Genomic DNA, 24617 nt, shown 5'->3' with positions numbered 1-24617 from the left:
AGGCCCACAGCATCGGGGTCAGGAACAATTCTTCAAGGGCTTGCCAGCCAGAGCGGGCTTCAGGTCGGCCATTTTGGCGCGCAACATCTCGGTCAAAGCGGGCAGCTTGAGCGTGCTGGCGGTGCCAGCTTCACGCTCTTGGACCACCTTGGCCGTGCGTATACCCTTGGGTACCAAACGTGCCAGCTCCGCCTTGGCAGCGGCCTCGGTCTCAAAGCCACCCAAGGACAAACCTATTTCCAGCGCAGGGGAGCTCACACTTTCCGATTTGATGCCCATGCCATTGAGTTCCGCGCGCTTCTTGGCCTGCAGCTCCGCCGTAGCGTACTTGCCCATGTAGATGATCCAGTGGGCCGCCACCTTGCCTTCTTCTAACTGCCAGGATCCGGAGGGCAAGGCCGACTCCAGCGCCTTGCGCAAGGTGGCCGCCTGGGCGTCGTCAAACGGTCCGGCCTGCAAACACTCTTTGGGCGCCAGGTCAGCTTGCACCTGGGCCTCCACGCGCTTGATCTCGCTCGCACTGAGCAACTTGATGCTCTCGGGTTTGATTTGCTGCGCCACGCGCTGGGGCTCGTTCACAGGCGCAGGAGCGAATCCATAGGCCCGCAACAAGCCGTGGCTCCAAGCGAAAAACAGACCGTTGGCAAGCAGCAAAAACAGAACAAGCAAACGCAACATAGGGTCAGGGTACCGTGGCAGGAGGCGCAGGCCGCACACTGACCTCCGCGCTGTTAATTTTGAGCAATCCCTGGTCAGTATGCACCAGCAGCGCACCGCTGGCATCGACCCCGCGGGCGGTGCCGGTCACACCATCGCTGCACACCACCGTTTGCCCGTAGAGCAGGTCGCGTGCATGGAAGGCCTGGCGCAAAGGCCCAAAACCATCCACCACAAACTGTTGGACGGCCCGTGCCAACGGCAAGGCCATGCGTGCCAGCACCTCCGGGGCGGTGACTTGGGGCCACAGCTCCTGCAGTGCGGCAGGCGGGGTGCGCAGGTCGGTGGCGTCGCGCGGGAAGATGTTGATACCAATTCCGATCACGGCGTAACGCGTGTCGCCCACACTGGCAGTTTCGATCAGGATGCCGGCCAACTTGCGCTGCGCCAGCCACACGTCATTGGGCCACTTCAGGCGCAGGTCCGGGTGCAGGCTCTCCACCACCGCCAGCCCCACCGCCAGGGACAAGCCCGACCAATCGGCCGGCGCCAAGGGCACGCCCAACGAGAAGGTCAAGGTACCGCCACCGCCCTGTACGTCGCTTTTCCAGTCGCGCCCCAAACGCCCGCGGCCGGCCGTCTGGCGCTCGGCCACCAGCAGCACCGGGTCGTGCTGACCGGCGCGGGCTCGACGCATGAGTTCGCTGTTGGTGGAATCGATCTCTGGCAGGATCTCTACGGAGAAACTGGGCCACAGCGGGCTCACCGCCTCCCAGATCGCCTCGGCCTGCCAGCGCGTCGTCATTTTTTGGGGGAGAGCAAGGTCCCGCGGCAGTTCTTGCTACCGCACCAGCAGGGGTATTCAGCCTTGAGTTTCTTGGTGTAGCGCTCGTCGATGATGAGGCCGTAGTCGTAGTTCAGCTCTTCACCGGCCTTGATGTTGCGCAGCGCCTTGATGAAGACACGGCCCTCCACCTCGTCGGCCTCACAGTTGCCGTCGCAGGAATGGTTGATCCAGCGCGAGGAGTTGCCGCCGTACAGAGCGTCGATCACGTCTCCGTTTTCCAGCGAGAAGTAGAAGGTGTGGTTCGGGTCTTTGGGGTCGTGGGGATGGCGGTCTTGCGCCTCCTGCCAGCTGATGACCTCGCCCACGTACTCGATGATGGTCTCACCCTCGGCAATGTCCTGCACCGCAAACACCCCCTTGCCATGCACCCCGGAGCGGCGGGCCTGGATACGCCGGCTGTTGGTAGGGGTGGAGGAAATCACTGGGTTTTTTGCCACGGTTCGAAAATTTGGTATGGTGAATCGTATGGGCGCGCATGTGTGCGTGCCTGCGTGTGCAAGTGCGCGCCTGCGCGCACGCGAGAACTGGATTGTAGTCAGATGAAAACATTAGTTATTGCGGAAAAGCCGTCCGTCGCCCAAGACATCGTGCGTGCACTCACACCGGTGGCTGGCAAGTTCGAAAAACACGACGAGTACTTCGAGAGCGACAGCTATGTTGTCTCCAGCGCCGTGGGCCACTTGGTGGAGATCCAGGCCCCTGAACAATATGACGTCAAGCGCGGCAAGTGGAGCTTCGCCCACCTGCCTGTCATCCCGCCACACTTTGACTTGAAGCCCGTGGACAAGACCAAGACGCGCCTGAACGCGGTGGTCAAACTCGCCAAACGCAAGGACGTGGACAAGCTGGTGAACGCCTGCGACGCGGGCCGCGAGGGTGAACTCATCTTCCGCCTCATTGAGCAGTACGCCGGTGGCGCCAAGCCCCTTGGCAAGCCGGTGAGCCGCCTGTGGCTGCAGTCCATGACGCCCCAGGCCATCCGCGACGGATTTAACGCCTTGCGCACCAATGCACAGATGCAGCCGCTGGCCGACGCAGCCCGCTGCCGCTCCGAAGCGGACTGGCTGGTCGGCATCAACGGCACGCGCGCCATGACGGCGTTTAACAGCCGCGATGGCGGCTTCTTCCTGACCACGGTGGGCCGGGTGCAAACGCCCACGCTGTCGGTGGTGGTGGAGCGTGAAGAACTGATCCGCAAGTTCGTGAGCCGCGACTATTGGGAAATTCATGCCAGCTTCCATGCCGAGGCGGGCGAGTACCCCGCCAAGTGGTTCAACCCGGCGCACAAAAAGGATGCGGACGACGCAGAGAAGAAGGCCGACCGCGTCTGGAGCCTGACCGAAGCACAGGCCATTGCCAACGCGGTGCGCGGTCAGCCCGCCACGGTCACCGAAGAAAGCAAGCCCACCACGCAGGCCTCTCCCCTGCTGTTTGACCTGACCAGCCTACAGCGCGAGGCCAACGGCAAGTTCGGTTTTTCTGCAAAGACCACTTTGCAAATTGCCCAGAGCCTGTACGAACGCCACAAAGCCCTGACCTACCCGCGTACCGATTCGCGTGCCCTGCCCGAAGACTATGTGCCCGTGGTCAAGCAGACCTTCGAGATGCTGGCAGACAGTGGCATGCGCCACTTGGCGCCGCACGCACTCACCGCCCTGAACAACAACTACATCAAGCCCACCAAACGCGTGTTTGACAACGCCAAGGTGTCGGATCACTTTGCCATCATCCCCACCTTGCAAGCCCCCAGCGGCTTGAGCGAGGCTGAGCAAAAGCTGTACGACCTGGTCGTGCGCCGCTTCATGGCGGTGTTCTTCCCCAGTGCGGAATACCAAGTCACCACCCGCATCACAACGGCCGCCCAGCATTCCTTCAAGACCGAAGGCAAGGTGCTGGTCAAGCCGGGCTGGCTGGCCATTTATGGCAAGGAAGCCGCTGCGGAAGTGGAAGACGCCAAGGAAGGTGACAAGGGCCAGAACCTGGTGCCCGTGGCGCCCGGTGAGAAGGTCAAGGGTGACCCGGTAGACCCCAAGGGCCTCAAGACCAAGCCACCCGCCCGCTACTCTGAAGCGACCTTGCTCGGCGCCATGGAAGGCGCTGGCAAAACCGTGGAAGACGACGAGCTTCGCGAAGCCATGCAGGAAAAGGGCCTGGGCACACCGGCCACCCGTTCCAGCATCATCGAAGGCCTGATCGCCGAGAAGTACATGCTGCGAGAAGGCCGTGAACTGATTCCCACAGCCAAGGCCTTCCAACTGATGACTCTCTTGCGTGGCCTGGGTGTGGAAGAGCTCTCCAAGGCCGAGCTGACCGGCGAATGGGAATACAAACTGGCCCAGATGGAACAGGGCAAGCTGGGCCGCGACGCCTTCATGGCCGAGATTGCCGCCATGACCGAGCGCATGGTCAAAAAAGCCAAGGAATACGACCGCGACACCATCCCAGGTGACTACGCCACGCTGGAGGCGCGCTGCCCCAACTGCGGCGGCATCGTGAAGGAAAACTACCGCCGCTTCACCTGCACGGGCCAAAGCGGCACCGAGGACGGCTGCGGCTTCTCGTTTGGCAAATCACCTGCTGGGCGCACTTTTGAAACCGCGGAAGTGGAGCAATTCCTGCGTGACAAAAAGATTGGCCCGCTGGACGGCTTCCGCTCCAAAGCCGGTTGGCCGTTCACGGCCGAGATGGTGATCAAGTTCGACGAGGAAACCAAGAACTACAAGCTGGAGTTTGACTTTGGCGACGACAAGGCGGGCGAGGACGACGGCGAGATCATCGACTTCAGCGCTCAAACTGCACTGGGTGCCTGCCCCAAGTGCGGCGGCAACGTCTTCGAGCACGGCAAGAACTATGTGTGCGAAAAATCGGTACCGACTGATGCTCAGCCCACGCCCAGCTGCGACTTCAAGAGTGGTCAGATCATCCTGCAGCAGCCTATCGAGCGCGAGCAGATGCAAAAGCTGCTGGCCACCGGCAAGACCGACATGCTGGAGAAATTTGTCTCCATGCGCACGCGCCGTGCCTTCAAGGCCATGTTGGCCTGGGACGCCGAGGCCGGCAAGGTGAACTTCGAGTTCGCCCCGAGCAAGTTCCCGCCACGAAAAACCGCTTACAAGGCGGCCGCCAAAACCACAGGCGCTACCAAAACAGGAGCTGTTCGCGCAGCATCCACGGGGGCCGCGGCCAAGAAAGCACCTGCAAAGAAGGCTGCAGCCGCCAAGGAGGCCAAACCCAAAGCCCCGCGCAAAACCACGGCAGCCAGCGGCAAACAGCCCAGCGCCGCACTGGCCGCAGTGATTGGCGCGGAGCTGATTGCCCGCCCGCAAGTAATGAAAAAGCTGTGGGACTACATCAAGGCCAACGGCCTGCAAGACGCCAAAGACAAGCGCAGCATCAACGCCGATGCCAAGTTGCTGGAAGTGTTTGGCAAGCCCCAGGTCACGATGTTCGAGCTGGCCGGCATCGCCGGCAAGCACCTGAGCTAAGCCTGCCTTAAGGCGGCGTCAGCAGACTCGGTGACTTTCAAAGGCGACGCTCCATGAACTTCACCGAGGCTGACGATGTCGAGCACAGCCCCCACAGCGCGGCCGAGCGCGCGGCCGCTGCCACCCGCAGCACCTGGGTCAGCGTGGCGGTCAACCTGGTGCTCAGCACCTTGCAAATCGTGGTGGGTGTGCTGGCCAAGTCGCAGGCCCTGATCGCAGATGGCATCCACTCGTTGTCCGACTTGGTGGCCGACGGCGTGGTGCTGCTGGCCAACCACCACAGCCAGAAAGACGCCGACGACGACCACCCCTACGGTCATCAACGGTTTGAGACTGCAGCTTCGCTGGTGCTGGGCCTGCTGCTGCTGGCCGTCGGCGTGGGCATGGTCTGGTCAGCGGTCAGCAAGCTCGAAGACACCAGCACCATCGCCATGGTGCATCCCGTTGCCCTGTGGGTCGCCGGTGCCGCACTGGTGTCCAAAGAGCTGCTGTTTCGCTACATGCTGCGTGTGGCCAAAGCGGTCAAGTCCAGCATGCTGGTCGCCAACGCCTGGCATGCTCGCTCGGACGCAGCCTCTTCGTTGGTGGTGGGCGTGGGCCTGGCGGGCAATCTGCTGGGTTACCCGTTGCTGGACCCGATTGCCGCGCTCATTGTGGGCCTGATGGTGGGCAAGATGGGCTGGGAATTTGGCTGGGACGCGCTGCACGACCTGATGGACCGGGGCCTGGACGAGGCCGAGGTGCAGGCCATCCGCACCACCCTGCTGGCCACGCCCGGCGTAGCGGGCGTACACGATGTGCGCACGCGCAAGATGGGCGACATGGTGGTGGCCGATGCCCACATTGAGGTGGATGCCACCCTTACGGTGGAGGAGGGCCACAACATCGCGGTGGCTGCCCGCGCTGCAGTGCTGCAGCGGCACCGCGTACTCAACCTCATGACCCATGTGGACCCGGCGCGCAGGCCGGACGCCGACCACCTGCCGCCGGGCTGAAGGCCGAACTCAGTGCTTGTCGGGGTGGGTGCTGGTCAGCAGTTTGTCGGTGTAGGCAATGGCCAGTGCGCTGAGCAAGAACACCACGTGGATGATGGTCTGCCACATCAACACCTTGACATCGTAGTTGGCGGCGTTGATGAAGGTCTTGAGCAGGTGAATAGAACTGATGCCGATGATGGCGGTGGCCAGCTTCACTTTCAGCACCGAGGCATTCACATGGCTCAGCCACTCGGGCTGGTCGGGGTGCCCGTCCAGGTCCATGCGGCTCACAAAGGTCTCGTAGCCACCCACGATCACCATGATCAGCAGGTTGGAGATCATCACCACGTCAATCAGCGCCAGCACCACCAGCATGATGATGGTCTCGTTCAGCGCCGTGATCTGTACATCGGACTTGTAGCCAATGCTGGAGATCAGTGCCTGCAAGGCGGTCTGACTGCCAAACGCGGCTTCCAGCAGGTGGACCAGTTCCACCCAAAAGTGGAAGACATACACGCCCTGGGCCGCGATCAGGCCGATGTAGAGCGGCAACTGCAGCCAGCGGCTGGCAAAAATGAAATTGGGAATAGGGCGCAGCGAGTTGCGCGAAGTGGACTTGTTGGTGGCCATGGAGAGCTCAGTTAGGTTATCGGTCCCGGGTGGACAGGGGGCGATTGTAGGAAATCACAGTGACGCCTTCCCAGTCCGCACCGGGGGCCAAGGCAACCGGCTGCGCCACCACGGCCGGTTCCACACACACGAAGTCGCGCCAGCCGCCGCTTGGCAAGTCCCCCAGAACCGCATCAGGGCCGGGATTCCACACCACCACGTCGCGGAAACCCTGGTGGGTCAAATGCAGGGCGCCGCGCGGGCTGCGCAGCAGCAAGGGGCCAGCCACGGTTTCAAACACCTGGTCGATCGGTTCCCGCAAATTCAACGGAGCCCCATGCGGCTGCACACCGCCCAACACGGTCTGCGTGACGTCACCCACCGCAAAGTAGGTGTGCAAGGCCGCATGGAAGGTCAACGCAGTGCTACCGGTGTTCTGCACGCACAGCACCATGCGCAGCCCTTGGGGAAGCAGGCTGACCGTGAGCGTGCAGACACAGGCATGGGGCCACTGCGGGTCATCACCAACGGCGTTCACCAGCTGCAACGAGACGCTGGGCTCAGGGATCGCAGCATGCTGCGCTTGCAAGGTCCAGTTACGCATGCGAGCCCAACCGTGGCGCATCAAGGGGCCGCGCTCTGAAAACTGTGGAAAGATCACCGGCACCCCACCACGCACGGCCTGCGGGCCCTTAAGTGGCGACTTCGGGCTGCAGTACAGACGTTCTGTGCCACTGGCATCGACCCACGAGATTACTTGCGCACCGCGCAACAGCACGGTCACGGTATCGCCCGCCGGGCCTTGCAGGCGCACAGCGGGGGCTTCATCGATCAACAGCGTCTGGCAATCCATGCCGCGCAGTTTATCGGGTGGTAGTGACCTTGGAGAGGTGGCGTGGCTGGTCGGGGTTGGCACCGCGCGCACGTGCCACGGCCTCCACCAGCAGATAGAAACTCTGAATGGCGGTGATGGGGTCCAGATCTTCCTGTGGCGCGGTGGCGAGCGTCAGGTCGCGGCCCGGCACATCGGCGGGTGCGGCCAGCAATACCTGCGCACCACGGCCCCGCATTTCGGTGGCCAGGTCAATCAAGCTTTGCTGCGCAGGGCCCCGCAGCGCAAACACCAACATCGGGTAGTTCTCGTCCACCAGCGCCATGGGCCCATGTTTGACCTCGGCACCGCTGAAGGCCTCCGCTTGGATAGCGCAGGTTTCCTTGAATTTGAGCGCAGCCTCCTGCGCAATCGCCAGGCCCGGGCCGCGGCCAATGACCATGAGCTTGCTGGCGCTACGCAAAGGCTCCACCGCAGCAGTCCAGTCTTGTCGGCAGGCATCATCCAGCGCAGCGGGCAAGTTCTGCAGGCCCTGCAGCAGATCAGCATGCTGGCCCCAGTGCGCCGCCAGGCGCGCACCAGCCACCAGGCCACAGATAAAGCTCTTGGTCGCTGCAACGCTTTTTTCAGGGCCCGCGTGCAAAGGCAAGGCCCAGTCCACGGCCTCGGCCAAGGGAGAGGTGGTGTCGTTCACCAACGCCACCGTGGTGGCGCCGGCAGACTCAAAGACCTGCATGGGCTCGATGAGGTCCGGGCTGCGGCCCGACTGGGAAATGGATACGGCCAGCAAGCGCTGCTTCGCCAGCGGCGCCTTGTAGAGTGTCAACAAGGACATCGGCAACGAGGTAACAAGTTGCCCGGTCCGCGACATCACCAAATATGCAAAGTAAGCCGCGGCGTGGTCCGAGCTGCCGCGTGCAATCGTCACCGCGCCTTGCGGGGGCAGCGCACGCAGGGCGGCGCCCAGTGTGGCATAGCGGTCTTCATCCGCCGCCAGTTGCTGCGCCACCTGGCGCGCCGAGGCTAAGGCCTCTTCCAACATCAAAGTACGCACAATCTTCCTTTACTGAAAACACAAAGCCAGCGCGCCATCCATGGCGTCACCCCGGGCGGGCACCACCCGGCGCACCAATGCGGGAGACAAGCGAGGCAGCAAGCGCTGCGCAATGCTGCCGGCCACGGCCAGCGGCAAGGTATGGGTGGGGTCCAACGCGGTGGCGAGGGACTCCAGACTTTGCGCGGCACGTGCGAGCATCCGGGCTGCCTCGGGATCATGCTCCGCATGGGCGAAGACCTTGGGGGCCAGCGTGGCATACGCAAACTGCCGCGCGGCGCCGCACCAGGCCAGCATCGCTTGCGGTGTGCCGCCCAAGGCCGCATACACATCGCGCGTGAGCGGGGTATGGGCATGGCGTCCGTCCACCGCACGTTGCGTGAGGTTCACCGCCTGCAAGCCGAGGTCTGCACCGCTTCCTTCATCTCCGCAGGGGAAGCCCCAGCCGCCGGTAGTGGTGCGTTCACCATTGCCTTGCAGCGCCAAGCCAATCGCCCCTGTGCCCATGATGACCAGTGCCCCGGGGGCGCCTTGGTGGGCGCCCAACAAGGCAGTTACCGCATCAGATTCCAGCGCCAGATGTGTATAGCCGGGATTGGCGGCCAGACAGCTCGCGTTCCAGTCTGCATTGTTGGCACCGGCCAGGCCCAGCCCCAAAGCGCAGTTGGCGGGTTCAGCTTGCGGCCAGCCGGCGCGCAAACGCCCTTGTACCGCATTGGCAATGGCCTCTGCAATATGGTGCCAAGCCTGTGGCGTGCCTTGCATGAGGCCGGAGGCGCCTGCCTTCCCCTCGCCCACCACCACCCCGCTGCGGTGCAGCACCCGCGCTCGCGTGCTGGTGCCGCCGCCGTCTACGCCAATGGCGTAGTGGATATGCGCGGGCAGCGCATCGAAATCCCAGGCAGCACTCATAACGCGTGGGCCGAACGCATATTGCCCGGATTCAAGCGCTTGCAAGCCGTTCCGTCCGCACGGAAGACATAAAGCGCAGCAGGTGCCGCACGCACGATGACCGAGTCACCCAGCCGCACCTCGGCATTGCCGTCGCCACGCACGATCAGCTCCTGCCCATCGTCCATCTTCAGGTACAGCAGGTTGGACTCACCCAGGTGCTCCACCAAGGTGATTTCGGCATCCAGCGCCGTGTCGTCTGCACCCGGAGCCACACCCGCAGGCAGCACTTCGCAGTGCTCGGGGCGCAGGCCCACCTCCACCGTCTCACCCACCTGCAGTTGCGCAGCCTCCACCGTGGCCAGCACCTTGCTGCCGTTGCCCAGTTGCAGGCGCGCACCTGTGTCCGACACCTCGATCACACGCGCGGGAAGCAGATTGATAGTGGGCGAACCAATGAAGGTCGCAACAAAGCGGTTGGCCGGTTGCTGGTACAGGGTAAGCGGCGTACCAGCCTGCTGCACATGGCCTTCGTTCAGCACCACAATCTTGTCCCCCAAGGTCATAGCTTCCACTTGGTCGTGGGTCACATAGACCATGGTGGCATCCAGGTCGCGGTGCAGGCGGGCCAACTCGATGCGCGTTTTTGCGCGCAAGGCGGCGTCGAGGTTGGAGAGCGGCTCGTCAAACAGAAACAGACGCGGCTCGCGCACGATAGCGCGGCCAATCGCGACGCGCTGGCGCTGCCCGCCCGAGAGTTCGCGCGGCAGACGATCCAGCAGATGATCGATGTGCAGCACCTTGGCGGCGTCACGCACCTTCTTGTCGATGTCGGCTTTGGTCGCACCATGGATCTTCAGGCCAAACGACATGTTGCGGTACACGTCCATGTGCGGGTACAGCGCATAACTCTGAAACACCATGGCAATGCCGCGCTCGGCCGGTGGCAGGTCGTTGACCACGTCGTCGCCAATACGTAGCTCGCCGCTGCTGATGTCTTCGAGCCCGCAGAGCACACGCAGGAGCGTGGATTTGCCGCAGCCACTGGGGCCCACCAGCACCACCAGTTCGCCGTGCTCAATGTCAAGATTGATGTTGTGCAGCACCGGGGCGTTGCTGCCGTAGCTTTTTGAAATGTTTGTGAGGGAAACGCGTGCCATGGTATGTATGCTTTATTTGACGGCGCCCGCGGTGATGCCGCGAATCAATTGACGAGAGAACAGGGCGTAAAGGGTGACCACCGGCACGATGGCCAGGGACAGCGAAGCCAGCACGGCATTCCAGTCGGTGGCGTACTGCCCCACAAACTGCTGGATGCCCAGGGTGATGGTTTGGGTCTTGTCGGAAGGTGCCAGGATCAGTGGGAACCACAGGTCATTCCAGATCGGAACCATGGTGAACACCGCCACCGTGGCAATGGCCGGGCGGATCAGCGGCACCACCACCTGAAAGAAGATGCGGAACTCGTCGATGCCATCGCAGCGTGCCGCATCCTTCAGCTCGCTGGGCACCTGGCCCATGAACTCCGACAGGATCATGATCGCCAGTGGCAGCCCCTGCGCCACATAGACCAGCACCAGGGCCGTCAGTGTGTTCACCAAGTTCAGCTCCACCATCAGCTGCAGGATGGACACCGTACCCAGGCGAATCGGCACCATGATGCCGAAGGCAAAGAAGAACTTGAGCCAGCGATTGCCCTTGAATTTGTACTCCGACAGCCCCCAGGCTGCCATGGCCCCGAACAACAGGATGAAGAACAGGGAGGCGATCGTGACGATGAAGCTGTTGCCGAAGTACATGAGCACGTCGGAACGGCCCAATACCTTGGTGTAACCGATCAGCGAAAACGTCTCCGGTGTGGGCCAAGCCAAGGGGTCATCGAAGATAGCGTCACGGCTCTTGAACGAGTTCATGAACACCAGCAGGATGGGTAAAAGCGCCAGCAGCAGGTAAGCGACCAGTGTGATGTGCACAAACACGCGGCTGGGCGCCACGGGTACGAGTTTGGAAGCAGAAGTAAGTTGTGCCATGCGCGGCCTCACAAAGCAAAGCGCTGCAGCCGACGCTGCACCACCATAAAGTACAGGGCCACTCCCACCAAGATCACCAGGAACATGAGGGTGGCCACGGCCGCGCCCATAGTGGGACTCGCCACCTGCGACTGGTAGCCAAAGAAGGTGCGGTAGAACAGCGTGCCGAGGATGTCGGTGCTGTAGTTGGGGCCCGCCACCGCGCCCTTGACGGTGTAGATCAGATCAAAGGCATTGAAGTTGGCCACAAAGGTCAGGATGGTCACCAAGCCTAGCGTGGGCAGGATAAGCGGCAGGCGGATCTGCCAGAAGATGCGCCAAGGCGAAGCGCCCTCCACCACGGCAGCTTCGATGATGTCTTCAGGAATGGCAATCAGCGCGGCGTAAATCAGCATCATGGGCACGCCAATGAACTGCCACACTGACATCAGCGACACAGTCACCAACGCCGTATCCTCCAGCCCCAACCAAGGTGCAAACCAATCACCCAGGCCGACAAACGACAGCATGCGCTCGGACACACCCCACAGCGGGGACAAGATGAGCTGCCAGACAAAGCCGATGATCACCACCGACAACAGCGTGGGCAGGAAAAATATGGTGCGATAGGTTGCCGCAAAACGCACGTTGCGCAGCGAAAGCAAGGCCGCCAGCAACAAACCCACGGGGTTTTGCACCAGCATGTGGATGCCAAAAAACTTGAGGTTGTTCACCATCGCATTCCAGAAGCTCGCCGACCACTGGGGGTCGGAGAGGATGGTGATGTAGTTGGACACACCCGCGAAGGTGCGTGCACCCGTTTCGTCGGCGCTGTACAGGCCCAGGCGCAGAGTGTCGAGCAGCGGCAACGCACTGAAGGTGGCGTAGATCAGCAGTGCCGGAGCGATAAACACCAGCACCCGCCAGGAAAAGCCGAGTTTCATGAGAGACCTTGTTGGTCAGGGAGACGAGGGAGAACGGGACAGGTGGCACAAGCACCTTGCGCCACCAGGGTGCGGGCACAGGCCCGCACCCGTCTTTCATTTGCCAGTGCTTATTTGGCTGGCGTGTACCACTTGGCAAAGCCAGTCTGGATTTGCGCAGCAGCGTCCTTGGGTGCCATCTTGCCGTTCATGACTTGGGAGTTCACGTTCCAGAACTCGTTTTCCATGCTCGGTGTGCCACGGCTCATGATTTGGGCATTGAGGCGGATCGTGCTCTTGCACTGGTTGCGCCAGCCGATCATTTCCTTGGCCACGGGGTTCTTCACGTCAATCGCATGTTTGGACAAGGAGAAGAAGCCAGTGACCTTGTTGGTGTACAGGTCGGCAAACTCCTTGCTGGCCAGCCAGTTCAGGAACACTTGGGCGTCAGCCTTGTTCTTGCTCTTGCTGTTGATGCCCATGGCGATATCGGTGTGGTCCGAGATGTAGCAGGGGTCGCCCGCCTTGGCCACGGGCGGCTTGAAAGCACCGAATTCCACCTTGCTATTGCCCTCGAAGTAGGAGATGTCCCAGGAACCCGTGGGGTAGATGGCAGCACGGCCGGAACCGAACAGGTTCTGCGAGTCGCCGTAGGTTTGCGCCTGGTAACCCTTGGGCAGGTAGGCAGCCCACTTGGCCATCACATCCCAGGTTTTCACAAACTCGGGGTCGGTGAACTTCTTCTTGCCGGCGATCAGGGCCTTGCGGCCTTCTTCACCCTTCCAGTAGTTCGGGCCAATGCCGGTGTAGACGATCTGGTGGGTTTCCCACTGGTCGGCGGTGCCCATCGCAATCGGTGCGACTTTGCCGGCCGCCTTGATCTTGTCCATGGCGGCAAAGAAGTCGGCTTCGGTCACCGGCACGGCCAAGCCCAGCTCGGCAAACACCTTCTTGTTGTAGAAGAAACCGTGGATCACCGACGCCATGGGCACGCAGTAGGTGTCCTTGCCGTCATCGGTCTGCCACGCCACCTGGGCGGAATCGGGGAAGTTCTTCAGCGCAGCATTGCCGTTGAGCTTGTCCAGATGGCCCTTCTTGTACAGGTCCAGCGACACGTCAAACGGACGGCAAGTCACCAGGTCCCCCGCAGTGCCCGCAGTCAGGCGGGCGTTGAGCGCCGAGTTGTACTCGGGTGGCGCGGTGGGTGCGAACTTGACGGTAATACCGGGGTGGGCTTTGTTGAAGGCAGGCAGCAACACCTCCTCCCACAAACCTTTGTCGTCGACACGCCAGCTCTCAATGGTGAGCGTACCGGCACTTGCAAAGCTACTGCAAACCAGCGCTGCCGCTGCGGCGGCCATGCGAAGGGGTTGGGACATGGAATCTCCTGATCATCGGTTGAATGAAACTGCCAGCTCCGTGCATCGCGGTAGCCGTGCAGTGGGGCGGAGGTTATGCTGTGACCCCTGTAATATCAAACCGCCTTAGCGCACTGACATTACGGAATTAAGTCTTTGATTCCATTGAATATTTTCCCCATGCATCGCGCACTCGCCTTACGCTTTATTACGTGCCAAACGGTCGCACCAAGGGTCCTTCGGGGCGGCTCAGGCAGCGCACATACATAACATTACAAAACGACAGCAAATGAAAGCTTTCGCCTGGTTCGTAGTGGGTCTGTCGCTGTGCTTGGGGGTCGCAAGGCCCAGCCAAGCACAAGGCTCCGGCGTGCCACTGGACGTGTTGCACTGGTGGACATCGACCAGCGAGCGCCGCGCCGCCGACCAGCTCAGCGCCCAGCTCGCCAACGCCGGCGTGGTGTGGAAAGACGCAGCCATCCCCGGCGGGGGCGGCATGGCGGCCGTCAAAGTGCTCAAAAGCCGGGTGCTGTTGGGCGACCCCCCTGATGTGGCCCAGCTCATTGGCACCACCCTCACCGACTGGGCCGACATCGGCCTGGTGCTGCCCCTCAACGGGGTGGCGCAGCGCCAGCGCTGGTCGCAGGTGCTGTTCCCCACCGTACTGGACCTGGTCACCTACAAGGGCGACGTGATCGCCGCGCCGCTGGGCATCCAGCGTATCAACACCCTGCTCTACAACCGCAAGCTGTTTGCGCGGCTGGACCTCTCGCCGCCACGCAGCTGGGGCCAGTTTGAAATTGCCGCCCGCAAGCTCACGGCACTGGGCCTGCGACCCCTGGTGTGGAGTGACGAGCCCTGGCAAATGGCCACCGTGTTCGAGACCGTGCTGCTCGGCGAGGCCGGCCCCACCCTGTACCGCGAGCTCATTGTGCAGCGCAAGAGCAGCGCCTGGATGGACCCGCGCGTGGAGCGCGCCCTGCAGCGCCTGCGCTGGCTGCGTACCCTGTCGGGCGACACCCCGCAGGAAAAAACTTGGACTGACGGCGCCCGCGAGCTCATGAACGACACCGCCGGCATGATGATCATGGGCGACTGGGCCAAGGGCGAGTTGATGGCCTGGGGCGCCAGCCCCACGCGCGACTTTGGCTGTGTGGTGGTGCCCGGCACCGAAGGCATGCACCTCTACAGCGTGGACACCCTGGCCATGCTGGTGAGCGCGCGCCAGCGTGAAGCCACCCAAGAAAAAATGGCCGAGGTGGTGGTAAGCCCCACCGCCCAGCTGGCCTACAACCGCATCAAGGGCGCCGTGCCCGTACGCCGCGATGTGGACGTGTCGTCGCTCGACGGCTGCGCGCGCGACTCGTGGGAGACCTTTGCCGCCGCGCGCAGCGCGCGCGTGCCCAGCCTGGCCCACCGCATGGCGGCTGATGAAGCCATCAAGGATGCCGTGGCGCAAACCCTGTGGCGCTTTTTGACCGACGCACGCATGGAACCGCAAGAGGCCCAGCGCCGTCTGGCCGCCGTGATCCGCGCCTCAGGCGCCGAGCGCTAACCCCCCACCACCCTCACCATGAACCGCACCCTGCTCGTCGTGGACGACGACCAAAAAACCCGCAACCTGCTCAAGACCTATCTGGAGAAACACCAGTACGAAGTGCGCGTGGCACACGACGGGGCCAGCTTCAACGCCGAATTCGAGCGCTTCAAGGACGAACTCAGCCTGGTCATCCTGGACGTGATGCTGCCCGACACCGATGGCTTCACGCTGTGCCGCAGCGTGCGCAGCCAGTCGCCGGTGCCCATCATCATGCTCACGGCCAGCGCAGACGACACCGACCGCATCGTCGGCCTGGAGCTGGGAGCTGACGACTACATCGCCAAACCCTACAACCCGCGCGAGCTGCTGGCGCGCATCAAGGCCATCCACCGCCGCATGCAACTGGGCGCGCCCGGCGCACCAGTGCGTTTTTTGAGGTTCGCCGGCTTCAGCATGGACGTGGTGGAGCGCGTGCTGACCGACCCGCAAGGCCAGCCCGTCGTCCTCACCAGCATGGACTTCAACCTGCTGCGCTTCTTTGCCGAACACGCGGGCGAGACCTTGGACCGCGCCCGCCTGATGGAGCAAACCCGCGGCCGCGACCTCGGGCCCCTGGACCGTTCGCTGGACGTGCAGATCAGCCGCCTGCGCCAGCGCCTCAATGACGATGGCAAGCAGCCCGTGCTGATCAAAACCGTGCGCGGCAGCGGCTATGTGTTTTCCGCCGACGTGACGCAGCATGGCGATGCGTGAGTGTCATGACTGAGCGCCGCCGCTGGTCGCGCCGCTACCTGCCCGACAGCCTGCTGGGCCGCATCGTGGTGGTCATGGCGCTCGGCGTGGTCAGCGCGCAGCTGGTGGGCACGCTGCTGTGGGCGCGCCAGTTGCGCGAAAGCGCCCGCACCGAAGCACTCAGCGCAGGCAAACACATTGCGCTCAATGCGGCGGGCTCCATCCGTTTCTTCCGCGACCTGCCGCCGCAGTTCCGCCCCATCCTGATCGAGCAGCTGCGCACCATGGGCGGCACGCGATTTTTTGTGAACGTGAACAAAGCGCAGGTGCCCATCAGCCCGGTGGCCGGCAATGCGCTGGTGGACGCCGTGGTGAATGTGGTGCGCGAAGACCTGGTGCGCAACCTCAGTGCCACGCAGGCCCCGGAAGTGGCCTTTGCCTGGCCCGACAGTCTGCAGGTGTCCGACGACGGGCGCATGGTGCGCGACCTGCCCGAGTCATGGGTGGAGGCCACACTGCTGCTGCGCCCGAGGCCGGCACCGGTCCTGGTGATTCAGGCCGAATTTGAACCCGGGCGCTGGCTGTACCTGGCCGCCCCCATGCCCGACCCCTACTTTCTGGAAAACGCCAACCCACTCACGCTAGACCGTGTGGCCATGCAGTTGGTGACCTTGCTCACCGTACTGGTGCTCAGCGTGCTGCTGGTGCGCGGACTCATTCGCCCGCTCAACAAGATTGCCTCGGCCGCCAATGCCTTTGGCAGCGACACCGCGCCCGAAAGCGTGCCCGAAACCGGCACCGCGGAGTTGCGCCGCACCGCGCGCGCCTTCAACGAAATGCAGGCCCGCATCCAGGGCTACCTAGTGGACCGCGAACGCCTGTTTCTGGGCATCTCGCATGGGCTCAAAACTCCCATCATGCGGCTCAAGCTGCGTACCGAACTGCTGGACGACGACACCTTGCGCGCCGAGTTCCACGAAGACCTAGATGACCTGGACGTGATGGTGAAAGCCGCGCTGCAAAGCGTGAAAGACACCGACATCCACGAGAACCTCACCCCGGTGCGGCTGGACACGCTGCTGGCCCGGCTGGCCCAGCGCCCCATCCACCCCGACGCCAGCATCGAATGCGCCGCGGAGCCCGTGAGCGTGCTGGGCAAGCCGCTGGCGCTGGAGCGCGCCTTCAGCAACCTGCTGGACAACGCGGTGCTGTATGGCGAACGGGTGCAAGTTCGCCTCACCCTGCAAGGCAGCCGGGCGCTCGTGGAGGTGCGCGACTTTGGCCCCGGCATTGCGCAGGCCAGCATGTCCGCAGCATTTGAGCCGCATGTGCGCCTCAGCCACGGGCAGCAGCAGAACCGCACCGGCACCGGGCTTGGCCTGGGCATCGCGCGCAATATCTTCCAGGCCCACGGGGGCGAGATACGCCTCCACAACCACGCCGAGGGCGGGCTGGTGGTCACCGTGCTGCTGGCAGCGCTCCCGCAGGAGTCCTAGGCGTTTTTTGGCCATTTTGGCCTCTAGCCTTTATAAATACTGCGCAAACAGCTCCTAATTCAATAGCACTTCTTGGCCTTCCACCCACACCGCTTGCAAGGCCAGGTCGCGGTCCAGCACCACCACATCGCCCCAGGCGCCAGCCTGCAAACGCCCGCGGTCTTGCAGTCCCAGATGATCGGCGGCGTAGGTGGAGACGCGTTTGGAGGCGTCCTCCAGGTTCAGGCCCAGGGTGTTCACCAGGTTGCGCAGTGCTTGGTCCATGCTCAGCACCGAGCCGGCCAGCGTGCCGTCGGCCAGGCGCACGCCGCCCATGCACTTGGTCACGGTGTGGCGGCCCAGCTTGTAGTCGCCATCGGGCATGCCCGCGGCAGACGTGGAGTCAGTCACGCAATACAGCTTCGGGATGGCGCGCAGCGCCGTGTGGATGGCGCCCGGGTGCACATGCAGCAAGTCGGGTATCACCTCCGCAAACTCGGCGTGCGCCAGCGCGGCGCCCACCATGCCCGGCTCGCGGTGGTGCAGGGCCGACATGGCGTTGAACAAATGCGTGAAGCCCGTGGCGCCGCAGCGCAGCGCTGCCACGCCTTGCTCGTAGCTGCCGGTGGTGTGGCCCAGTTGCACCTTGAAGCCTTCGGCCACCAGCTGGGCAATCAGGTCGTGGTTGCCACCGACCTCAGGTGCCAGCGTGATCAGGCGGATGGGCGCCATGGCGTGCAGGCGGTGGATTTCGTCAAAGTTGGCCGGCCGTGCAAACGGTGGCTGCGCGCCCAAGCGGGCCTCGCTGATGTAGGGGCCTTCCAGGTGCACGCCCAGCACGCGTGCCGCATTGGGCGTGCGCTGCGCGCACAGTGGCCCCATGGCCGCAAAGGCCGCATCCAGGTCGGCTTGCGGTGCCGTCATGGTGGTGGCCAGAAGGCTGGTGGTGCCATGGCGCGCATGCAGCGTGGCCACGTGCAGCGCTGCGTCGCCGCCTTCCATGATGTCGTGGCCCGCGCCGCCGTGCACATGCAGGTCGATGAAGCCGGGCAGCACGATGGGCTCCGCGCTGTCGCGCACCGCAGCGGTGGCCACCGGGGTGCCCGTGATGCCAGCAATGCGCCCCTGCACATCCAGCGTCAGCGTGCCGTGCACAAAACCGGTGGGCGTGAGGATGTTGCCCTGCAGGGTGCGGAAGGAAGTCGTCATGTCAGTGTTCTCACGTTTTCAACTCGGCCACAAAGTCGTAGTAGTCGCTGCGGCAGTACGACTGCGTGTGCTCCACGGCCACGCCGTCGGGCAAGTAGGCGGTGCGGCTGACCCACAGCAGGGCCGTGCCATCGGCAATGCCCAGCTGCGCGGCCATGGTGGCTTCGGCGTTCACCGCGCGGATGTGCTGCACCGCACGCACCGGCGCCAGGCCGCTGCGCGCCAGGTGCAGGTAGAGCGAGCCATCCAGGTCTTGCGGGCGCGGGCAGGCGCTTTGCAATACGGTGCTGCGCTCATAAGCCATGGGCACGCCATCGGCCAAGCGCAAACGCTCCAGCCGCGCCACGCGGGCGCCGCGTGCCAGGCCCAGGGCCTCGCGCTCTGCCGCGGTGGCCGCTGCCAGCTCGCGCGTGATCCAGCGGCTGCTGGGCACATGCCCGCGCTGGCGCAGCTCTTCGGAAAAGCTGGCCAGCCTGGACAGCGGCTGCTCCAGCCGCGGTGCAATGAAGTTGCCCGAGCCATGGCGGCGCTGCACCAGCCCCTGCGCCACCAACACATCAATCGCCTTGCGCGCCGTGATGCGCGAGACGCCCAGGGACTCCGACAGCACCCGCTCAGAGGGCAGCGCTTGGTCCACGCGGTAAGACCCGGCGCGAATATCCCTCTCCAACTGATGGGCCAGCTGCAGGTAGAGCGGGGAGTTGTCAGGGGTCGGTGCAGTGCTCACCCACCAATAGTACCAGTTTAGTACCAGTTATGCGTCTGCCTGCGGTCTGTGGGCATCGCAACAGGCTGTTGCATGCGTCCTGGGCAAAGTGCGCAAGACCTGCGTATGCCGCAGCACTTCGCGGGCGGGCAAGGGTCCGCCATGGCCCATATAGAAACGCTGCATGCCCGCGTCTACCAGGCGCTGCAGTTCGTCGGCCACCTGGTGCGGGTCATCCTCAAACGGCGGACGCTTGGCATGGCCGGTGCGCAGCAGGCCACCCAGCATCACCCCCGAGGCCAACAAATCCCCCACCATGGCGTCACCACCTTCCAGCTGGACAGAGATGGAACCCGCCGTGTGGCCCGGTGTGTGCTGCACACGCCCCAGCACGCCATACGTCTGCAGGTCCAGACTTTCCCCGTCGCGCAGCAGCACATCGGGCGTAAACGGCGCATAAGGCCGCAAGATCAACCCTGTGCGCAAGAAGAGGCGGCTGAACCAATCGGTCGTGCAAAAAGTCATCTGCTTCCTTTGCTCGTAGTAGTCCAGGTCCCCCGCATGGGCCACGATAGGCGCACCCGACAGCTTGCGCAGCTTGCGGGCGGCGCCAGCGTGGTCGATATGGGCGTGGGTGATGACAATGAGCTTGATGTCCCTGTAGCCCAGCCCATGCTGGCGCAACACACGCAAGACCTTGGTCTCCGAGCCCGGCAGGCCTGCATCCACCAGCACACAGCCCTGCGGGCCGATCAGCACATGGCAATTGACCATGCCCAGGGGAAGAATGGGAACACGCACAACGCGAACAGAAGTCATAGCAGCAATCCAGAGTGAAGATGTGCCATTGTTCGCCGCCGTCGGCTTGCGCTAGCATGCGGTTATTCGCATTTTTAGGGTCAATATCCGCATGAACACCCAACCCGCCAAACCCAAGACCTGGCGCATTGGCGTGCTGTCGTACCCAGGGTGCATGGGCACACAGGTATTTGGCATGGCCGAGCTGCTGCGCCTGGCACTGGACCTGGCCGAAGCCCGCCGCCCGGGGGCACACGCCTTGCTGGACGTGCAGGTGCTGGGCCTGCGCGGGCGCAGCGTGGCCATTGCGGGCGGCACCGTCATCAGCACACGCGCACCGCGCGGGCGTTATGACGTGCTTATCGTGCCGGGCATGGAAATCAACCACCGCGTGGACTGGGACCGCGCCCTGGCACCGCTGGCACAGGAATGTGCCTACATACGCCGCACCTATGCGGCAGGCACACCGGTAGCCTCGGTCTGCATCGGCGCGTTCTTGCTGGGCGAAGCCGGCTTGCTGCAGGGGCGCCGCGTCACCACCGCCTGGCTGTTGGCCCAGGTACTGGGGCAACGCTACCCCGGTAGCCGGGTGGATGCCACTGCCATGCTGCTGGACGATGCCGGTGTGGTGACCACGGGCGCTGTGAGCTCTGCGTTTGACCTGGCCGTTCACCTCATCAAGCAAACGCTGGGTGCCGAGATTGCCACCGCCACCGCACGGATCAGCCTGTTGCCAACCGAGCGAGTGAGCCAGGCCCCGTTTGTGGACGCGCGGCTGATGCCGCCCACGCGCCTGCCCACGTTTTCACAGCAGGTCAGCCAGTGGCTGCAGAACCGGCTGGCCCAGCCGTTTGCACTGGAGGCGCTGGCGGCGGCCTTTCTGGTCAGCCCCAGCACGCTGCTGCGACGGGTGAAGGCAGAAACGGGCCAGACGCCGCTGGCCATGCTGCAGGCCGCGCGGGTAGAACGGGCCAAGCAGCTGCTGCACAGCACGCCGCAGAGCCTGGCCCAGATCACCGATGCCGTGGGTTACACCGATGTGGCCTCCTTCAGCCGCTTGTTTGGCCGGCTGGTGGGCGAGTCGCCCGCGCGCTACCGCAAGCGCCGGGCCTGACCGGCGCTCAGGCCGCCCACCGCTGCACAAAGGCCGGTGCGGGCACCGTGCACTGCGGGTCCGCCACAGGCACACCGCGCTGCTGCACCAAGGGCAGCACACCGGCCCAGGCTGCCACGCCCATGTCCTCCGCATCGTCCTTGGGGCCACCGCTGCGCACCTTGCAGGCCGCTTCATCCAGGCTGATACGCATGACGGTGGTGGCCGCCAGCTCCTTGCTGTTGCCGGGGCGGGCCTCCAGCTCGCGGCCGGGCGCCAGGTGGCGCATGAAGGTGTCCAGCGCCGCGGCTTTCTCTTCCACCTTCTCAAACTGGCCATAGACCATGGCCGAGCGGTAGTTCATCGAGTGGTTGAACGCCGAGCGCGCGAGCACCAGGCCGTCGATGTGCGTCACCGTCACGCAGGCTTGCGTGCCCTTGGCCAGCAGCTTGATGAGCCGCCCGCCGTTGGAGCCGTGGATGTAGAGGTGCTCGCCCTCGCGCCAGCAGGCGGTGGGAATGCAGTGCGTGCCCTTCTCGTCCACAAAGGCCACGTGGCACACATAGGCCGCGTCCAGGATGGCGTGCAATGTGGCGCGGTCGTAGTGCGCGTTCTCGGCAATGCGGCGGATGCGGGTGCGATCGGAAGGCGCAGCGTGGGCAGTCGGCTTGGTGGTGGTGGTGGTCATGGCAATGCAAGTGAATGAAGGGTCGGACTGTAGGTCGCTTATGGTTCCAAATTAAGATCCACCACTGCACTATTTTTTGGAACCACAAACCAAGGCCCGCTGTGGACTACCAACTGCTGTTTTCCCGCTACGCCGCAGCGCCCGCACATGCCCGCTGGTCGCGCCAGCGCCAGCTGCACGAATGCTTGCGCCACGCCATCCGCAACGGCACCCTGGGCAGTGGCGCGCGCCTGCCCGCCACGCGCACGCTGGCGCAGGAGCTGGGTGTGTCGCGCAACACCGTTCTCTACGCCTACGACCAGCTCGCTACCGAAGGCTTTGTGTTGCCCGACCGGCGCGGCACCGTGGTGGCCGAGCTGGCCGCGCGCATGGCGCAAGCGCCCACACAGACCGCCGTGCCCTTGCGCGCAGGCCTCTCGCGCCGCGCATTGGCCGTGCCCACGCGCAGCGCGCTCGAGACACCAGCCCCCTTTGCCCCCGGCGTACCCGCGCTCAAGGAATTCCCTGCCACCCTGTGGCGCCGTCTGCTGGACCGCGCGTGGAAGCGCCTGCGCACCGAGCAGCTCAACTACGCCCCCCACACCGGCGAACCCGCACTGCGCGAGGCCATTGCCAACCACCTGCGCGTGGCGCGCGGCGCGCGGCTGGACGCCAGCCAGGTCATCATCACCGACGGCACGCAGGGCAGCCTGGACCTGTGCGCCCGCGCCTTTGCTGACGCGGGCGACAAGGTGTGGATTGAGAGCCCCGGCTACCAAGGCGCACTCGCCGCCTTCCAGGCCGCACAGCTCAAACCCATGGGCATGGTGGTGGACGCTGAAGGCATGGCCCCCAGCGCGGCCGACTGGCAGCGGCACCCACCGAAGCTCATCTACGTTACCCCCTCGCACCAGTACCCCACGGGCAGCGTGCTCAGCCTGGAGCGGCGCCTGGCCCTGATTGCCAACGCACGCGCAGCCTCGGCCCTCATCATCGAAGACGACTACGACAGCGAGTTCCGCCACGACGGGCCCCCGCTCTCCTGCATGCAGGGCCTGGAGGCGGACGCACCCGTGCTCTACCTGGGCACTTTCAGCAAGACCATGTTCCCGGCGCTGCGCATTGGCTTTGTGGTGGTGCCCATGGTGTTGGTGGAGCCGCTCAGTGCCATGCTGTCGCGCACCAGTCCGCGCGGCCGTGCCGCCGACCAACTGGCTCTGGCCGACTTCATGCAGAGCGGCCAGTTCAGCCTGCACCTGCGGCGCATGCGCCGCCTCTACCGCCAGCGGCGCGATGCATTGGTAGCCGCGCTGGAGCAGCAGCTGGGCGATGTGGCCGATGTGTACGGCGGCTCTGCAGGCATGCACCTGGCCCTGCGCCTGCGCAACCCCAAGGCCGACGACGCGCAGATGAGCGCCTGGCTGCGCGAGCAGGGCATCGTGGCCCCAGCGTTGAGTGAGCAGGCCGTGGGCCAGCGCGTGCAACCCTGGCGTGGTTTTCTGCTGGGTTATGCGCAGGTGCCGGTGGAGCAGATGCCACGGCTGGTGAAGCAACTGGCCGAGGCGGTGCGACGCTTCGGCTAGAGTTGCCGCACTGTCACACCACCACCCACCAAGAGCCATGCCCATGTCCCGCTTCGAAACTGAATTCCTCGACAACTACCTCAAGTTCGGCCTGGGGGCCATGCCCAAGGCGGACATTGACGCGCTGGTGATGCACCTGCTGGACCAGCATGGCCTGGGTGGCTCAGGGCCCATGGCGCGGCTCAACAACCAGACCGTGAGCGAGCGGCTCAAGACCCCGGTGGCCAAGGTGAAGAAGCTGCGCTACGAGGCCGCGCTCAAGTTTGGCGGCCGGGTGGAAGACCAAGCCGCCGGGCGCCTGCTGGCGGCGCTGGCCCATGCCTCGCTGGAGCCGCAGGGCGACAAGATCTGCGTGATCATCGAAGACACCCTGGCCAAAAACTGGCTGCAGGGCCAGCTCAAGATCCACCAGCACATCTTCGACCACCCCTTCAGCACCGAGATCATCCGTGTCTCGGCCGACGGGCTGTTTCAGGTGCTCGAGTCTTTGTTTGCCAAGAAGGAGCTGGCCGCGTTCCGCGCGGGCTACAACAAGGCCAAAGACATGAAAGACGCCACCAAACGCAAAGAACTGTTCAAGGACATCGCCATGGACTTTGCCAAAGACGCGGCCAAGGCCGCCGGTGGCACGGTGCTGGCGGTGGTGAAGGGGCAGCTGGGCCTGCCCTAGAGCCGCTCCAGCCCGATGGAGATGCTGATGTCGCCATTGGCGGCATAGCGCTCGTATTCGGCCACATAGGTTTTGGGCAGCAGGGTCTGCGCCCACACGGCGCCCCAGGCCGGGCCCACCATGTCAAAACTGGCGGGCAGCACCTGGAAGATGGCGCGGCGCGATGCGGGTACCACCACCCGCACCATGCCCGCGGGCACCGGCGCATCGGGCGCCACCTGCGCGCCAATCACCAGCGAATACAGGCCCGTGTTGTCGCGCCCCGCGTGGGCAAAGTGGGTGTAGACGGCCAACACATCGCCATCCAAGCGCCCGGCAATACGTTCCAGCACACCCTCTTGCCCAAAGCGCTGCCAGTGCGGCGGAATGGTCTGCATGGCCTCTAGGTTGGTGGTGCGCAGCTCGATACCGACGACGGTGATCGCCTCGTCTTGCTGGGTCAGGTAATAGGGGAACGCAGGGGTGTTGGCAGATGGGGTTGGCATGGGCGGCGATTAGAAAT

The 24617-nt window shown here is 64.1% G+C and carries 23 protein-coding genes and 1 pseudogene; 8 read left to right on the top strand and 16 right to left on the bottom strand.

Annotation, left to right across the window (positions count from 1 at the left end; all coding sequences use genetic code 11):
• Positions 1–18: 18 nt before the first annotated feature.
• From CHU94_RS15040 to CHU94_RS15030, 3 genes and pseudogenes are all read right to left on the bottom strand, one after another.
• Complete coding sequence (locus CHU94_RS15040; RefSeq protein ID WP_094481357.1) at positions 19–678, bottom strand: hypothetical protein; 660 nt, start codon at positions 676–678, stop codon at positions 19–21.
• Positions 679–682: 4 nt separating this feature from the next.
• Positions 683–1462, bottom strand: coding sequence for a biotin--[acetyl-CoA-carboxylase] ligase (locus CHU94_RS15035; RefSeq protein ID WP_094481355.1), 780 nt, complete (start codon positions 1460–1462; stop codon positions 683–685).
• Positions 1463–1464: 2 nt separating this feature from the next.
• Positions 1465–1941: pseudogene (locus CHU94_RS15030) on the bottom strand (SET domain-containing protein); the annotation flags it as partial.
• Between the two features lie 102 nt (positions 1942–2043).
• On the opposite strand from CHU94_RS15030, the gene CHU94_RS15025 reads away from it, so the two are divergent.
• Together CHU94_RS15025 and CHU94_RS15020 are read left to right on the top strand one after the other, a co-directional pair.
• Complete coding sequence (locus tag CHU94_RS15025) at positions 2044–4989, top strand: DNA topoisomerase III (RefSeq protein ID WP_094481351.1); 2946 nt, start codon at positions 2044–2046, stop codon at positions 4987–4989.
• Positions 4990–5042: 53 nt separating this feature from the next.
• Positions 5043–5984, top strand: a complete 942-nt coding sequence (locus CHU94_RS15020) for a cation diffusion facilitator family transporter (protein WP_094481349.1) — start codon at positions 5043–5045, stop codon at positions 5982–5984.
• 9 nt (positions 5985–5993) lie between these two features.
• Here CHU94_RS15020 and CHU94_RS15015 read toward each other — a convergent pair whose 3' ends face one another.
• The 8 genes from CHU94_RS15015 to CHU94_RS14980 form a co-directional block, all read right to left on the bottom strand.
• Positions 5994–6596, bottom strand: coding sequence for a TIGR00645 family protein (locus CHU94_RS15015; RefSeq protein ID WP_094481347.1), 603 nt, complete (start codon positions 6594–6596; stop codon positions 5994–5996).
• A 16-nt stretch (positions 6597–6612) separates the two neighbouring features.
• Complete coding sequence (locus CHU94_RS15010) at positions 6613–7428, bottom strand: D-hexose-6-phosphate mutarotase (RefSeq protein ID WP_094481345.1); 816 nt, start codon at positions 7426–7428, stop codon at positions 6613–6615.
• Between the two features lie 10 nt (positions 7429–7438).
• On the bottom strand, positions 7439–8461 hold the full coding sequence (locus CHU94_RS15005; protein WP_255033986.1) for an SIS domain-containing protein: 1023 nt from the start codon (positions 8459–8461) through the stop codon (positions 7439–7441).
• A 9-nt stretch (positions 8462–8470) separates the two neighbouring features.
• Positions 8471–9373, bottom strand: coding sequence for a BadF/BadG/BcrA/BcrD ATPase family protein (locus CHU94_RS15000; RefSeq protein WP_094481341.1), 903 nt, complete (start codon positions 9371–9373; stop codon positions 8471–8473).
• On the bottom strand, positions 9370–10512 hold the full coding sequence (locus tag CHU94_RS14995; RefSeq protein ID WP_094481339.1) for an ABC transporter ATP-binding protein: 1143 nt from the start codon (positions 10510–10512) through the stop codon (positions 9370–9372). The genes CHU94_RS15000 and CHU94_RS14995 overlap by 4 nt, the downstream gene beginning before the upstream one ends.
• A 12-nt stretch (positions 10513–10524) precedes the next feature.
• The gene (locus tag CHU94_RS14990; RefSeq protein WP_094481337.1) at positions 10525–11382 is read right to left on the bottom strand and encodes a carbohydrate ABC transporter permease; all 858 of its coding nucleotides are present in this window, start codon (positions 11380–11382) and stop codon (positions 10525–10527) included.
• An 8-nt stretch (positions 11383–11390) separates the two neighbouring features.
• Positions 11391–12305, bottom strand: a complete 915-nt coding sequence (locus tag CHU94_RS14985) for a carbohydrate ABC transporter permease (protein WP_094481335.1) — start codon at positions 12303–12305, stop codon at positions 11391–11393.
• Positions 12306–12415: 110 nt separating this feature from the next.
• Entirely contained in the window at positions 12416–13663 is a 1248-nt protein-coding gene (locus tag CHU94_RS14980; protein ID WP_094481333.1) for an ABC transporter substrate-binding protein, read from the bottom strand.
• Between the two features lie 268 nt (positions 13664–13931).
• Here CHU94_RS14980 and CHU94_RS14975 point away from each other — a divergent pair, with 268 nt between their 5' ends.
• The 3 genes from CHU94_RS14975 to CHU94_RS14965 are packed head-to-tail and all read left to right on the top strand — an operon-like array spanning position 13932 to position 17410.
• Positions 13932–15197 (top strand): ABC transporter substrate-binding protein, encoded by a 1266-nt coding sequence (locus CHU94_RS14975; RefSeq protein WP_094481331.1) that lies wholly within the window; start codon positions 13932–13934, stop codon positions 15195–15197.
• Between the two features lie 18 nt (positions 15198–15215).
• Complete coding sequence (locus tag CHU94_RS14970) at positions 15216–15935, top strand: response regulator (protein ID WP_094481329.1); 720 nt, start codon at positions 15216–15218, stop codon at positions 15933–15935.
• A gap of 5 nt (positions 15936–15940) precedes the next feature.
• The gene (locus CHU94_RS14965; protein WP_094482763.1) at positions 15941–17410 is read left to right on the top strand and encodes an ATP-binding protein; all 1470 of its coding nucleotides are present in this window, start codon (positions 15941–15943) and stop codon (positions 17408–17410) included.
• A 54-nt stretch (positions 17411–17464) separates the two neighbouring features.
• Here CHU94_RS14965 and nagA read toward each other — a convergent pair whose 3' ends face one another.
• Genes nagA through CHU94_RS14950 form a run of 3 tightly spaced genes read right to left on the bottom strand, consistent with a single transcriptional unit; the run spans position 17465 to position 20123 of the window.
• Positions 17465–18598, bottom strand: coding sequence for an N-acetylglucosamine-6-phosphate deacetylase (nagA, locus tag CHU94_RS14960; protein WP_094481327.1), 1134 nt, complete (start codon positions 18596–18598; stop codon positions 17465–17467).
• Positions 18599–18608: 10 nt separating this feature from the next.
• Positions 18609–19325 (bottom strand): GntR family transcriptional regulator, encoded by a 717-nt coding sequence (locus CHU94_RS14955; RefSeq protein ID WP_094481325.1) that lies wholly within the window; start codon positions 19323–19325, stop codon positions 18609–18611.
• Between the two features lie 27 nt (positions 19326–19352).
• The gene (locus tag CHU94_RS14950; protein ID WP_094481323.1) at positions 19353–20123 is read right to left on the bottom strand and encodes an MBL fold metallo-hydrolase; all 771 of its coding nucleotides are present in this window, start codon (positions 20121–20123) and stop codon (positions 19353–19355) included.
• 91 nt (positions 20124–20214) lie between these two features.
• Here CHU94_RS14950 and CHU94_RS14945 point away from each other — a divergent pair, with 91 nt between their 5' ends.
• Positions 20215–21216, top strand: coding sequence for a GlxA family transcriptional regulator (locus CHU94_RS14945; protein WP_094481321.1), 1002 nt, complete (start codon positions 20215–20217; stop codon positions 21214–21216).
• A 7-nt stretch (positions 21217–21223) separates the two neighbouring features.
• Here CHU94_RS14945 and CHU94_RS14940 read toward each other — a convergent pair whose 3' ends face one another.
• On the bottom strand, positions 21224–21883 hold the full coding sequence (locus CHU94_RS14940; protein WP_094481319.1) for a pyridoxamine 5'-phosphate oxidase family protein: 660 nt from the start codon (positions 21881–21883) through the stop codon (positions 21224–21226).
• A gap of 101 nt (positions 21884–21984) precedes the next feature.
• Between CHU94_RS14940 and CHU94_RS14935 the strand changes: the two genes are divergently transcribed.
• Both CHU94_RS14935 and CHU94_RS14930 read left to right on the top strand, forming a co-directional pair.
• Positions 21985–23445: a PLP-dependent aminotransferase family protein gene (locus CHU94_RS14935; RefSeq protein ID WP_255033985.1), complete on the top strand. Its 1461-nt coding sequence runs from the start codon at positions 21985–21987 to the stop codon at positions 23443–23445.
• Positions 23446–23488: 43 nt separating this feature from the next.
• Positions 23489–24115 (top strand): hypothetical protein, encoded by a 627-nt coding sequence (locus tag CHU94_RS14930; protein WP_141211470.1) that lies wholly within the window; start codon positions 23489–23491, stop codon positions 24113–24115.
• Here the strand turns inward: CHU94_RS14930 and CHU94_RS14925 are convergent.
• Positions 24112–24600, bottom strand: a complete 489-nt coding sequence (locus CHU94_RS14925) for a GyrI-like domain-containing protein (RefSeq protein ID WP_094481313.1) — start codon at positions 24598–24600, stop codon at positions 24112–24114. The two genes, CHU94_RS14930 and CHU94_RS14925, sit on opposite strands and share 4 nt — an antisense overlap.
• Between the last annotated feature and the right edge of the window lie 17 nt (positions 24601–24617).

It is taken from the genome of Rhodoferax sp. TH121 (assembly GCF_002251855.1).
Lineage (GTDB): Bacteria > Pseudomonadota > Gammaproteobacteria > Burkholderiales > Burkholderiaceae_C > Allorhodoferax.
Note: the sequence above shows the minus strand (reverse complement) of the source record. Positions and strands in the feature narration are given on the sequence as shown.